Source organism: Streptomyces sp. NPDC110618, assembly GCF_055657065.1.
In genome coordinates, this window is sequence record NZ_JBVKBN010000015.1 from 21,749 (window position 1) to 34,320 (window position 12,572).

A 12,572-nucleotide genomic window follows, 5' to 3' on the forward strand; every position below is an offset into this window, starting at 1 on the left:
GATCCACCGGCTCAGGTGACCCCGTAGAACTTCTCCGTCTCCTCGACGGCGGCCTGGAACCGCTGGTCGAAGTCGTCCCGAATGAGCGTCCGGACCACATAGTCCTGGACGCTCATTCCCCTTTTCGCCGCATGGTGCCGGAGCCGTTCGAGCAGCTCCCCGTCCAACCGCAGGCTGAGCACACTGGTCCCCATGGGTCGAGGGTCACCTCATCCGGCCCGGACGCGGGTCACTTTCCGGCCGTCCCTCACTCATATGGGTGATGCGAGGGTTCAGTGGCCGGGGTCACGGGCATCCGGGCGTATCCGAGTGGTCTTTAGTCAGGGTAATGAGTTAGCCTAAAGAACATGTCGGACCTCACCCATGGCGACGACGCTGCCGCCGTGAACTCCCTGCGCTCCGCCGTGATGCGCCTGTCCCGCCGGCTCAAGCACCAGCGGGTCGACGAGTCGCTGAGCCCCACCGAGATGTCGGTGCTCGGCACCCTCTCCCGCTGCGGCAAGGCCACCCCCGGCGAGCTGGCCCGCAAGGAACACGTCCAGCCGCCGTCGATGACGCGCATCGTCGCCCTGCTGGAGGCCAAGGGCCTGGTCCGTCTTGAGCCGCACCCCGAGGACCGGCGCCAGAAGGTCGTCACCAGGACCGAGCAGGCCGAGGCGATGCTCGAAGAGAGCCGAGCCAAGCGCAACGCCTTCCTGGCCGACCTGGTCGCAGGCCTGGACGAGGACGAGTGGGCGAAACTCCGCGCCGCCGCCCCCGTGCTGGAGAAGCTCGCGCACCTGTAAGCGGATCTACGAAGGAGGCGAACCCTTTGAGTACGGGATCCGGAGCACCTTCCGCCCCCGCACCGAACACCCCTACCCCCCGCACTTCCGGCAAGTCCTCGACCTTCGGCTCGCTGCGCATCCGCAACTACCGCCTGTTCTTCCTGGGGCAGGTCGTCTCCAATACCGGCACCTGGATGCAGCGCATCGCCCAGGACTGGCTCGTCCTTAGCCTCACCGGCTCCGCGACCGCCGTCGGCATCACCACCGCCCTGCAGTTCCTGCCGATGCTGCTCTTCGGCCTCTACGGCGGTGTCCTCGTCGACCGGCTGCCCAAGCGGCCCACGCTGCTGGTCACCCAGACCGCGATGGCCCTCACCGGACTCGCGCTCGCCGCCCTGACCCTCACCGGGCACGTCGAGGTCTGGCACGTCTACCTCGCCGCCCTCGCCGTCGGCCTGGCGACCGTCGTCGACAACCCGGCCCGGCAGACCTTCGTCTCCGAGATGGTCGGCCCCGACCAGCTGCAGAACGCGGTCAGCCTGAACTCCGCGAACTTCCAGTCCGCCCGGCTGGTCGGCCCCGCCGTGGCCGGTCTGATGATCACCGGCGTGGGCACCGGCTGGGCCTTCCTCTGCAACGGCCTGTCCTTCGTCGCGCCGATCACAGGCCTGCTGCTGATGCGCACCCGCGAGCTGCACGTCGTCGAGCGCGCGCCGCGCGGCAAGGGCCAGCTGAGGGAAGGCCTGCAGTACGTCGCCGGGCGCCCGGAGCTGATCTGGACCATCGTCCTCGTCGGGTTCGTCAGCACCTTCGGCTTCAACTTTCCCGTCTACCTCTCCGCCTTCGCCGACGACGTCTTCCACGCGGGCGCGGGCTCCTACAGCCTGTTCAACACCCTGATGGCGGTCGGCTCGCTCTCCGGCGCCCTGCTCGCCGCCCGGCGCGGCACGGCCCGGCTGCGGATGGTGGTCATCGCGGCGGTGGCCTTCGGCGCCCTGCAGATCGTCGCCGCGCTCGCGCCCTCGCTGTGGACGTTCGCCCTGTTCATGGTGCCGATCGGCATGTTCGGCATGACGGTCAACGTCACCGCCAACAGCAATGTCCAGCTCAGCACCGACCCGGCCATGCGCGGCCGGGTGATGTCCCTCTACATGATGGTGTTCATGGGCGGCTCGCCCATCGGCGCCCCCATCGCCGGCTGGATCACCGACGCCTACGGCGTGCGTGCGGGCCTCGCCTCCGGCGGCGCGATGGCCGCGCTCTCCGCGGCCGTGTTCGGCCTGGTCCTGGCCCGGGTCGGCAACCTCCGGCTCGCCGTGGGCTGGCACCGGGGGCACCCGGTGGTCCGCTTCGTATCCAGGGAGCGGGAGCGGCTGGCCACGGCGGCGTGAGCCGTGATCCGGGCGGGTGCCGGGAGTGGTCGGCCACGGCGGTGTGAGCCGTGATCCGGACGGGTGCCGGGAGTGGCTGGCCATGGCGGTGTGAGCCGCGTGGCGCGGTGGCAGGGTGGGCGCATGAGACTCTTCGCCGCCCTGCTGCCGCCCGCGGACGTGGTCAAGGAACTCGCCACCGAGGTCGACGCGCTGCGCGCCCTGCCCGGCGCGGACGCCCTGCGCTGGACCGACCGCCCCGGCTGGCACTTCACCCTCGCCTTCTACGGCGAGGTGGACGACGATCTCGTGGCCGCGCTGTCGGACCGGCTGTCCCGGGCCGCGCACCGGACGGCACCTTTCGAGCTGGCCCTCTCCGGGGGCGGCCAGTTCGGGCACGGGCGGGCCCTGTGGGTGGGCGCCGAGGGGGACCTGGAGGCCCTGCGCCTGCTGGCGGACCGCGCGGAATCGGCGGGCCGCAAGGCGGGCGTGGCGATGGGTGAGCACCGCCGCTACAAGGCCCATCTGACGGTGGCCCGCAGCCGGACGGCCGTGGACACACGGGCGTACCGCACGTTGCTGGACACCTTCACGGGCCGCACCTGGCAGGTCACCGAGCTGACCCTGGTCCGCAGCAACCTGCCCCGCTCCGGTGTGCCGGGGGAGCAGCCCCGCTACGAGCCGGTCGCCCGCTGGCCCCTCGGAGCGTCCGGTTAGGCTCGTACCCGTGGACCCGAAAACCCGCAACCGGATCATGGCCGGTGTGCTCGTACTGATGTTCGTTGTAGTGGCCCTGGCGTCGGCGCTGGGCGGTTAGTGAGGGGGCGCCCCCGGGAGCGCGCCCCGCTCCTGCTACCAGGCGAACGCCTCCGGAGACGGCCCCGGGCCCGGGAAGATCTCGTCCAGGCCCGCCAGCAGTTCCTCGCTCAGCTCCAGCTCCACCGCCCGCAGGGCGGAGTCGAGCTGCTCCGCCGTACGCGGGCCGACGATCGGGCCGGTCACGCCGGGCCGGGTGAGCAGCCAGGCCAGGGCGGCCTCGCCGGGCTCCAGACCGTGCTTGTCCAGCAGGTCCTCGTAGGACTGGAGGCGGGCCCGCGCCGCCGGGTCCGCGAGGGTGTCGGCGGCCCGTCCGGAGGCGCGCCGCCCGCCCTCGGCCTCCTTCTTGATGACTCCGCCGAGCAGTCCGCCGTGCAGCGGCGACCACGGGATCACCCCGAGCCCGTAGTCCTGCGCGGCCGGGATGACCTCCATCTCGGCGCGCCGCTCGTAGAGGTTGTACAGGCACTGCTCGCTGACCAGTCCGTACGAGCCGCGGCGGGCGGCGGTCTCGTTGGCCTGGGCGATCTTGTAGCCGGGGAAGTTGCTGGACCCGGCGTAGAGGATCTTGCCCTGCTGGACCAGGACGTCGATGGCCTGCCAGATCTCCTCGAACGGGGTGTCCCGGTCGATGTGGTGGAACTGGTAGACGTCGATGTAGTCCGTGCCCAGCCGCTTCAGCGAGGCGTCCACCGCGCGCCGGATGTTCAGCGCCGAGAGCTTGTCGTGGTTGGGCCAGGCCGGGCCGTCGGGGCCCATGTTGCCGTACACCTTGGTGGCGAGGACGACCTTGTCGCGGCGGTCGCCGCCCTTGGCGAACCAGCTGCCGATGATCGACTCGGTGCGGCCCTTGTCGTCGCCCCAGCCGTACACATTGGCGGTGTCGAAGAAGTTGATGCCCGCCTCCAGCGCCGCGTCCATGATCGCGTGGCTGTCGGCCTCGTCGGTCTGCGGTCCGAAGTTCATGGTGCCGAGGACGAGTCGGCTGACCTTGAGTCCCGTGCGTCCGAGCTGCGTGTACTTCATGGACCCTTAGCCAACGGCGTGGAGTGGACTCTAGGCAAGCGGATCCAGCCCGCCGCGCCGCCGCGCCCGCCCCGGCGTGCAGCGCAGCACCCGGCGCACGGTGAGCAGCCCGCCGCGCAGGGCGCCGTAGCGGTGCAGCGCCTGGACCGCGTACGTCGAGCAGGTCGGCGTGTAGAGGCACCGGGGCGGGGTGCGGGGGCTGATCTCGCGCCGGTAGTGGACGACCGCGCGGTACAGCAGCCGGGCGGCGCGGCCGTGAGGGACGGGCGCGGCGGGGTCGGCCGGGCGGTGCGAGTTGAGGGTGAGCAGGGTCAGCAAGGCAGTGAGCACGGTGGCCTCACGGCAGGGGGCGGTGACCGTGGACCACCACAGGTGGGTGTCGAGGCAGCCCTCCGCGCAGCCGCAGCAACGGTTCTTCCGCCGCTTCTCGCGATATCCCGCGCCCATGTCCGCCGTGCCCCCTGGTGATCACCCGCACCGGCCCGCAGCGTCTCACACGCTCAGGCGGACCCGGTCAGCACAACTGCGAACACCGACCGCACCGAGGCGCCGTCGGCCGTCGTCCAGTGCCCGGCGACATGGCCGAGGGCGTCGGAGGGCGGGACGTCGGAGTCGCCGAGGCGGCGGTGGATGCGGACGACACAACCGGCGGTGGTGTGCAGGTCGGTGCCGTCCTCGTCGTCCAACGGGGCGCCCTCCGGCCGCAGTTCGGCGTCCCCCTGGTACGAGCGGGCGATGTCCGGGTCGGGGGTGCTGTCGACGCTCTGCATCTGCGGCACGGCGCGGCCCTCGACCAGCGCCAGCAACTCCGCGACGAACACCGGGTCGTGGGCGGCGTCGTAGGCCCAGCGGGTGCCGAGCACGCCGTGCTCCATGGTGCCGACGAGCGCGTGCTCGGCGTCGGGGAGCGGGGCGCCCCGGTAGGTGAGGGGGACGTGGTAGGCGGTGCCGTCGGCGTTGGTGGCGACCATGAACTCGATACCGACCTCGCCCTCGGGATCGTCCAGGCGGAACCCACCGGCCTTGGCCAACTCCGGTGCGCCGGTGCCCTGGTACCAGGGGCGGGTGGGGAGCCAGGCGGTGAGGAGTTCCAGCTTCGTGGGCTTGATGGTGGTGCGGTGGATGATCGACATGGGGCGGATTGTGTCAGTCAGCCGCGGGGGAACTCATCGGTCTTGAGGGTGAGACCCAGGGGGGTGGCGGCGGCGTCCACGTCCGTGCCGAAGGCGACGGACGCCGAACAGCCAGTCCAGTTCGTCGCGTTCGTCGGCCATCGCGGCACTCCTCCCCGGCCGCCCCCCGTCCAGGTGCAGTCGCGGAGTACAACGCGTCGCGCGACGCGGGGGAAGCGCCGGAATCCGGTCAATCCCTCCCGGCTCCGTACGCCTGCCCGATCCCCCACCCCTGCCACAGCGCGTCCGCGAAGGCCGCCGCGATCTTGTGTTCGCCACCGGCGTTCGGGTGGGTGCCGTCGTAGGTGTCGCGGTCGAGGTCGTACGAGGGCGGCGGGGAGGTCAGCAGCAGCGGTGAGCGGGGTTCGTCGAGGTCGGCGACGGCCTTGGCGAGGAGTTCGTTGAAGAGGCTCACCTGCGCGCCGAAGTCGGGCTCGTCCACGGCCCGGATGTTCGGGATGACGGGCAGGACGGCGATCCGCACACCGGGCCGGGCGGCCCGCGCCTGCGCGATGAACGCCCGCACGTTCTCCTCGGTCTGCTCGGCGTTCGTGTAGAACCCCAGGTCGATGAGGCCGAGGGCGACGAGCAGCACATCGGCCCGGTGCTCGCGCACCGCGTCCCCGATCACCGGCGCCATGTGCAGCCACCCCTCGCCCCATCCGGCGAGGTGGGCGCGGGGGAAGTCGGGGTCGGCGTACTCGTACGAGGTGGGCGCGTCCGTCGCCTTGTCGTACAGCGTCTCCCGCGGCCCGACCAGGCGGAACGGCCCGCCGTACGTATCGCGCAGGTGCTGCCACAGTCGGTAGCGCCAGGTGTGCTCGCCCGCGCTTCCGATGGTCTGTGAGTCACCGACGGGCATGAACCTGAGCATCCGCTCATGATGAACGATCCGGCGCCCGGGTGGGGTGTGAGCCCGAACACGCCCCGCCGGTCAACGGGCCGGGCGGACCCTCCGAACGCCGCTTCGGGATGGCAACCTTGACCGCATGCGTCGTCCCTTCGCCGTACTCGCCGCCGCCCTGCTCATGGGGGCGTTCGCCGTGCCCGCCTCCGCCGCCGACGGGGATGAGGGGTTCACCATCAAGGACCCCCGGATCACCGAGTCCAGCGGGCTCGCCGCCTCCCGGCAGCACCCGGGCATCTACTGGACCCACAACGACAGCGACGACGGCGCCTTTCTGTACGCCGTGGACAGCGCGACGGGGGAGACCGTCGCCACGATCACGATGACCGGGGTCGGCGCGCCGCGCGACGTCGAGGCGATCTCCATCGGGCCCGGCAACCAGCTGTACGTGGGGGACATCGGGGACAACCTCGGCGGGTCCTGGTCCCACGTGTGGATCTATCAGCTGCCCGAGCCCAAGGAGCTGCGGGACCGGACGATCAAGGCCACGCAGTACGTCGTGAAGTACGAGGGCGGGGCGCGGGACGCCGAGTCGCTGGTCGTGCACCCCAAGACCGGGCGCGTCTACATTGTCGACAAGAAGGAGGACACCGGGCACCTCTTCGAGGGGCCCGAGAAGCTGTCCGCCTCCGGTACCAACGTCTTCAAGCCCATCGCCGAGATCGACAACCTCCAGGCCACCGACGCCACCCTCTCTCCGGACGGCCGCAAGCTCGTCGTGCGCAGCTACTTCGGCGCCGCCGCCTTCGACTGGAACGGCGGTGACATCAAGAAGACCGGGCGGCTGAGCGTGCCGTTCCTGGGGCAGGGCGAATCCGTCACCTACACCGCCGACGGGACCAAGCTCATGTACGGCGCCGAGGGCGCGGAGAGTTCCGTCGAGCCGGAGGACGCCCCCGATGTGGAGGGGGGCGACTCCGCCTCGGGGTCCGGGAGTTCGGCCTCCGGCGGTGACGGCGGGGGAGCCGACGGGGGTGACGGCACCGTGCGGAACGGGGCCATCGCCGTCGCCGTGGTGGTGGCCGCGCTGATCGGGATCGGCAGGCTGCGGCGGAAGGGCCGGTAGCGGGGGCGTGGGGGCGGCGACTCCTGGATCGAGCAGCACGCCCTCCTGATGGCGGGCGTCTGGCCGGTCGTCCTGACGCTGGTCTTCCTGCCGCTGGCGGTACGGCGGTTCCAGAAGCTCGGCAGATGACGGGGACGACAAAGGGGCGCCCGGCGGAATCCGCCGGGCGCCCCTTGCCAGTGCCGTAGGGACTACAGCTTCTCGATCACGTAGTCGACGCACTTGGTCAGCGCCTCGACGTCGGCCGGGTCGATGGCCGGGAACATCGCGATACGGAGCTGGTTGCGGCCGAGCTTGCGGTAGGGCTCGGTGTCGACGATGCCGTTGGCGCGCAGGGCCTTGGCGACGGCGGCGGCGTCGATCTCGTCGGCGAAGTCGATCGTGCCGATGACCTGCGAGCGCTTGGCCGCGTCGGTGACGAACGGGGTGGCGTACTTGCTCTCCTCCGCCCAGGCGTACAGCCGGGTCGAGGAGTCCTTCGTACGGGCCGTGGACCACGCGAGCCCGCCCTGGCCGTTGATCCACTCCAGCTGCTGGTTCAGCAGGAAGAGCGTGGCCAGCGCCGGGGTGTTGTACGTCTGGTTCTTGCGGGAGTTGTCGATCGCCGTCGGCAGGCTGAAGAACTCCGGGACGTGCCGGCCGGAGGCGTGCACGCGCTCGGCGCGCTCGATGGCGGCCGGGGAGAAGACGCCGATCCACAGGCCGCCGTCGGAGGCGAAGGACTTCTGCGGGGCGAAGTAGTAGACGTCCGTCTCGGCGATGTCCACGGGCAGGCCGCCCGCGCCGGAGGTGGCGTCGACCAGGACCAGGGCGCCCTCGTCGGCACCGGCCACGCGGTTGATCGGCATGGCGACACCGGTGGAGGTCTCGTTGTGGGTGAAGGCGTACACGTCGACGCCCGCCTCGGCCCGCGCCTCCGGGTGGGTGCCCGGGTCGCTGGAGACGACGGTCGGCTCGGCCAGCCACGGGGCGAGCTTGGCGGCCTTGGCGAACTTGGAGCTGAACTCGCCGAAGGTGAGGTGCTGGCTCTTGTTCTCGATCAGGCCGTGGGTGGCGATGTCCCAGAAGGCGGTGGAGCCGCCGTTGCCGAGGACGACCTCGTAGCCGTCCGGGAGCTGGAACAGCTCGCTGATGCCCTCGCGGACCTGGCCGACGAGGTTCTTCACCGGGGCCTGGCGGTGGGAGGTACCGAGCAGGGAGGTTCCGGTCGCGGCGAGGGCGTCCAGCGCCTCCGTCCGCACCTTGGAGGGGCCAGCGCCGAAACGTCCGTCGGCGGGCTTGATGTCAGCGGGAATCTGGATCTCAGCCACGCAGTGAGGTTAGCCGGTACGGGAAACCTGGGCGAAATGAAGTCCGTCGGCTGAGACGTGGCGTCCGGAACGGCGTTTGGAATGCTGTCCGCATGACGGATCCAGAGGCTGATCTGCGCAAGGCCGTACGCGGCGAGGTCCGCTTCGACGCCACCGCCCGGGCCCTGACCACCATGGACGCCTCCAACTACCGGCGGGTACCGCTGGGCGTGGTCGCGCCGTACGACGCCGACGACGTGGCCGCCGTACTGGAGATCTGCCGGGCCCACGGCGTCCCCGTCGTCCCGCGCGGAGGCGGCACCTCCATCGCCGGACAGTCCACCGGAACGGGTGTAGTGCTGGACTTCACCCGCCACATGAACCGCGTCCTCTCCCTGGAACCCGGGACCCGTACGGCCGTCGTCCAGCCCGGCCTGGTCCTGGACCGCCTTCAGGAGTCCGCCGCCCCGCACGGCCTGCGCTTCGGCCCCGACCCCTCCACCCACAGCCGCTGCACGCTCGGCGGAATGATCGGCAACAACTCCTGCGGCTCCCACTCGGTGGCCTGGGGGACGACGGCGGACAGTGTGCGGGAGCTGGAGGTCATCACCGCGGGGGGCCGACGGTTGCGTCCGGGCCGCGACTGGGCGGGAGCCCCTGAGGGCCTGCGCGCCCTCGTGGAGTCCGAACTGTCCCTCCTCCGCACCGGATATCCGCAGGCCCTGCCCCGCCGCATCTCCGGATACGCGCTCGACGCGCTGCTCCCCGAGAACGGTGCCGACGTGGCCCGCGCCTTCTGCGGCTCCGAGGGCACGCTCGGGGTGCTCACCGAGGCGGTCGTCGACCTCGTCGCCGCGCCACGCGCGCGTGCCCTCGCGGTCCTCGGCTACGCCGACGAGAGCGCCGCCGCCGAGGCCGCGCCCGGACTCCTGCCCCACGGCCCGCTGACGGTCGAGGGCATGGCCGCCGACCTGGTGCCCTCCCCGATCGACCTGCCGAGGGGCGGCGCCTGGCTGTTCGTGGAGACGGGCGGCGAGTCGGAGTCGGAGGCACGCGCGCGTGCGGAGGCGATCGTGCGGGCCGCCGACGCCGTGGACGCGGTGGTCGTCACCGACCCGGACGGACAGCGCGCCCTGTGGCGCGTCCGCGAGGACGCCAGCGGCACGGCGACCCGTATGCCGGACGGCAGCGAGGCATGGCCCGGCTGGGAGGACTGCGCGGTGCCCCCGGCCCGCCTCGGCCCGTACCTGCGGGACTTCCGCGCCCTGCTGACGGCCCACGGCCTGCGCGGGACGCCGTACGGCCACTTCGGCGACGGCTGCATCCACGTCCGCATCGACTTCGACCTGCTCAGCGACGCCGGCGTGGCCCGCTTCCGCCGCTTCTCCGAGGAACTGGCCGACCTGGTGGTCGCGCACGGCGGCTCCCTGTCCGGCGAGCACGGCGACGGAATGGCACGGGCGGAACTGCTGCCGAGGATGTACGGGGAGGACCTGGTCCGGCTCTTCGAGCGGGCCAAGGCGATCTGGGACCCGGACGACGTACTCAACCCCGGCGTACTGGTGCGCCCGGCGCCCCTGGACGCCAACCTCCGCTTCTCGGCCCTCCCGCGCGAACCGGTGGACGTGGCCTTCGGCTACCCGGCCGACGGAGGTGACTTCCGCGCGGCCGTCCGCCGCTGCGTGGGCGTCGCGAAATGCCGTACGACGACGGCGATCGGCCCCGCCGTCATGTGCCCCTCCTTCCGCGCGACGGGCGAGGAGGAGCACTCCACACGGGGCCGCGCCCGTCTCCTCCACGAGATGCTCGCGGGCGAGGTGGTGACGGAGGGCTGGCGCTCGCCCGAGGTCCGCGACGCCCTCGACCTGTGCCTCTCCTGCAAGGGCTGCCGCTCGGACTGCCCGGTCGGGGTGGACATGGCCACGTACAAGGCGGAGTTCCTGCACCACCACTACGCCGGTCGGCGGCGCCCGGCCGCCCACTATTCGATGGGCTGGCTGCCGGTGTGGCTGGGCTGGGTCGCGCGGCTGAGGGCGGCGGGGCTGGTGAACGCGCTGGCGTCGGTGCGGGGGCTGGCGGCGGTAGGAAAGCGGATCGGGGGCGTGGCGCCGGAGAGGGCGATCCCGAGGGTGGCGCAGGAGCCGTTCAGCAGGTGGTGGCGACGGCGCGGGGGACCTGCTGGCGATGACGGCCCGCTGGTCGTGCTCTGGCCGGACACCTTCACCGAGCACCTCTCGCCCTCCGTCGGCCGGGCGGCGGTCCGGGTGCTGGAGGCGGCGGGGCTGCGGGTGGCGCTGCCGCCGACGCTGCGGATGCGCGGGCGGCCGGTGGGGGACGGGCGGACCCGGTGGGCGGTGCCGTTGCTGGGTGCGGGGCGGCGGGGGCGGGTGTGCTGCGGGCTCACGTACGTCTCCACGGGCCAGCTCGACAGGGCTCGTGCGGTACTGCGTCGGACGCTGGACCTGCTGGAGCCGGTGCTGGCGACGGAGGCCCCGCTGGTGGTGCTGGAGCCGAGTTGCGCGGCGGCGCTGCGCTCGGACCTGCCGGAACTGCTGCACGAGGACCCGAGGGCGGCGCGGCTGGCGGCGCGGGTGCTGACGTTCGCGGAGGCACTGGAGCGCATGGCCCCCGACTGGACGCCGCCCGCCGTGAACCGCCCGGTCACCGGGCAGACCCACTGCCACCAGCACGCGGTGCTGGGGGATGCGCCCGACCGCCGTCTCCGGGCCGCCGCCGGGCTGTCCGGCGACCTGAGCGGCGGCTGCTGCGGCCTGGCCGGGAACTTCGGGTTCGAGAAGGGGCACTTCGAGGTGTCGCGGGCGTGCGCGGAGGAGCGGTTGTTGCCGTCGGTGCGGGAGGCGGGGGAGTCGGCGGTGGTGCTGGCGGACGGGTTCTCGTGCCGGACGCAGGTGGAGCAGTTGGCGGGGGTGCGGGGGAGGCATTTGGCGGAGGTGTTGGCGGAGGGGCTGGGGGACGAGGGCCTGGGGGACGAGGACTGAGGAGGGCTGAGGAGGGGCTTCTCACACTCTGGGACAGCCCCAAAACGGGTTCACACGCCTGACCAAGTCCATTACCCTGAACTCGGAAGTGCATCATGATGCACGAACCCACCCCAGCCCGAGCCCCAGGACCGCCCGTGAGCACGCCAGCCGCCGCCACCACCTCCACCGCCTCGTCCTCCTCCGTGTCGGCCGGTGCCCCGCGCCGCTGGGGCTCGATGGGCCCGGTCGGTCTGGTCCTGGCCGGCGGTGTCTCGGTCCAGTTCGGCGGCGCCCTCGCGGTGAGCCTGATGCCGAGGGCGGGCGCGCTGGGCGTGGTGACACTGCGGCTGCTGGTGGCGGCGGTGGTCCTGCTCGTGGTCTGCCGCCCGCGCCTGCGCGGCCACTCCCGTACGGACTGGGGGACGGTGCTGGTCTTCGGCATCACGATGGGCGCGATGAACGGCCTCTTCTACCAGTCGGTGGCCCGCATCCCGCTGGGCCCGGCGGTCACGCTGGAGGTGCTGGGCCCGCTGGCGCTCTCGGTCCTGGCCTCACGCCGGGCGGTGAACTTGATCTGGGCGGGCCTGGCCCTGGCGGGCGTGTTCTTGCTCAGCGGGGGCGGCTTCAGCGGCCTGGACCCGCTGGGCGTGGCCTTCGCGCTGGGCGCCGGTGCGATGTGGGCGGCGTACATCGTCTTCAGCGCCCGCACGGGGCGGCGGTTCCCGCAGGCGGACGGGCTGGCGCTGGCCATGGCGGTGGCGGCGGTGCTGTTCCTGCCGCTGGGGGTGGTGGAGTCGGGCGGCAAGCTCCTGGACCCGGTGACGATCGGGCTGGGCGCGGCGGTGGCGATCCTCTCGTCGGTCCTGCCGTACACGTTGGAACTGCTTGCGCTGCGCTCCATCCCGGCGTCCACCTTCGCCATTCTGATGAGTCTGGAGCCGGCACTGGCGGCAACGGCAGGCTTCCTCATCCTCGACCAGGCCCTGTCCACCACGGAGTCGCTGGCCATCGCCCTGGTCATCGCGGCGAGCATGGGGGCGGTGCGTACCCAGGTGGGACGGGGAAGGGCGAAGGCGGGGCCGGAGGCGGGCTGAGGGCTACGGACAGGTCCGGGCCGGGGGCACGCCGTGAGGGGGGTATCGCCGAGGTGAGCCCCAAAGGGGCGATGGGATGATCTT

12 protein-coding genes and 1 pseudogene are annotated in these 12,572 nt (G+C 72.1%); 7 read left to right on the plus strand and 6 right to left on the minus strand.

From position 1 onward, the window contains the following. Window positions 1-11 precede the first annotated feature (11 nt). Entirely contained in the window at window positions 12-194 is a 183-nt protein-coding gene (locus ACZ7L7_RS24335) for a ribbon-helix-helix protein, CopG family (protein WP_093721608.1), read from the minus strand. 153 nt (window positions 195-347) lie between these two features. Between ACZ7L7_RS24335 and ACZ7L7_RS24340 the strand changes: the two genes are divergently transcribed. The 3 genes from ACZ7L7_RS24340 to thpR all read left to right on the plus strand — a co-directional run bounded on the left by ACZ7L7_RS24340 (window position 348) and on the right by thpR (window position 2,854). Next, window positions 348-785 carry a MarR family winged helix-turn-helix transcriptional regulator gene (locus ACZ7L7_RS24340; RefSeq protein WP_093721609.1) on the plus strand — a complete coding sequence of 146 codons (438 nt, stop codon included), beginning with the start codon at window positions 348-350 and terminating at the stop codon, window positions 783-785. Between the two features lie 26 nt (window positions 786-811). After that, window positions 812-2,158: an MFS transporter gene (locus ACZ7L7_RS24345; protein ID WP_472077104.1), complete on the plus strand. Its 1,347-nt coding sequence runs from the start codon at window positions 812-814 to the stop codon at window positions 2,156-2,158. Between the two features lie 123 nt (window positions 2,159-2,281). Beyond that, window positions 2,282-2,854 carry an RNA 2',3'-cyclic phosphodiesterase gene (gene thpR / locus ACZ7L7_RS24350; RefSeq protein WP_285515857.1) on the plus strand — a complete coding sequence of 191 codons (573 nt, stop codon included), beginning with the start codon at window positions 2,282-2,284 and terminating at the stop codon, window positions 2,852-2,854. 135 nt (window positions 2,855-2,989) lie between these two features. Here the strand turns inward: thpR and ACZ7L7_RS24355 are convergent, their stop codons facing one another. The 4 genes from ACZ7L7_RS24355 to ACZ7L7_RS24370 form a co-directional block, all read right to left on the minus strand. Continuing rightward, a complete protein-coding gene (locus ACZ7L7_RS24355; RefSeq protein WP_285515858.1) occupies window positions 2,990-3,979 on the minus strand; it encodes an aldo/keto reductase in 990 nt (329 codons plus the stop codon). 30 nt (window positions 3,980-4,009) lie between these two features. Then, window positions 4,010-4,426, minus strand: coding sequence for a membrane protein insertion efficiency factor YidD (gene yidD / locus ACZ7L7_RS24360; RefSeq protein WP_285515859.1), 417 nt, complete (start codon window positions 4,424-4,426; stop codon window positions 4,010-4,012). A gap of 53 nt (window positions 4,427-4,479) precedes the next feature. Next, window positions 4,480-5,112, minus strand: a complete 633-nt coding sequence (locus tag ACZ7L7_RS24365) for a maltokinase N-terminal cap-like domain-containing protein (RefSeq protein WP_472077106.1) — start codon at window positions 5,110-5,112, stop codon at window positions 4,480-4,482. Window positions 5,113-5,341: 229 nt separating this feature from the next. Continuing rightward, entirely contained in the window at window positions 5,342-6,025 is a 684-nt protein-coding gene (locus tag ACZ7L7_RS24370; protein WP_471592606.1) for an SGNH/GDSL hydrolase family protein, read from the minus strand. A gap of 115 nt (window positions 6,026-6,140) precedes the next feature. Between ACZ7L7_RS24370 and ACZ7L7_RS24375 the strand changes: the two genes are divergently transcribed. Together ACZ7L7_RS24375 and ACZ7L7_RS24380 are read left to right on the plus strand one after the other, a co-directional pair. Beyond that, window positions 6,141-7,124 carry a YncE family protein gene (locus ACZ7L7_RS24375; RefSeq protein WP_472077108.1) on the plus strand — a complete coding sequence of 328 codons (984 nt, stop codon included), beginning with the start codon at window positions 6,141-6,143 and terminating at the stop codon, window positions 7,122-7,124. 9 nt (window positions 7,125-7,133) lie between these two features. After that, a pseudogene (locus tag ACZ7L7_RS24380) lies at window positions 7,134-7,253 on the plus strand (ABC transporter permease); the annotation flags it as partial. A gap of 62 nt (window positions 7,254-7,315) precedes the next feature. On the opposite strand, the gene serC reads toward ACZ7L7_RS24380, so the two are convergent. Further along, entirely contained in the window at window positions 7,316-8,434 is a 1,119-nt protein-coding gene (gene serC, locus ACZ7L7_RS24385) for a phosphoserine transaminase (protein ID WP_285515863.1), read from the minus strand. 92 nt (window positions 8,435-8,526) lie between these two features. On the opposite strand from serC, the gene ACZ7L7_RS24390 reads away from it, so the two are divergent. Next, window positions 8,527-11,412 (plus strand): FAD-binding and (Fe-S)-binding domain-containing protein, encoded by a 2,886-nt coding sequence (locus tag ACZ7L7_RS24390; RefSeq protein WP_472077110.1) that lies wholly within the window; start codon window positions 8,527-8,529, stop codon window positions 11,410-11,412. Between the two features lie 137 nt (window positions 11,413-11,549). Then, window positions 11,550-12,488: an EamA family transporter gene (locus tag ACZ7L7_RS24395; RefSeq protein WP_472077112.1), complete on the plus strand. Its 939-nt coding sequence runs from the start codon at window positions 11,550-11,552 to the stop codon at window positions 12,486-12,488. Window positions 12,489-12,572: the final 84 nt, after the last annotated feature.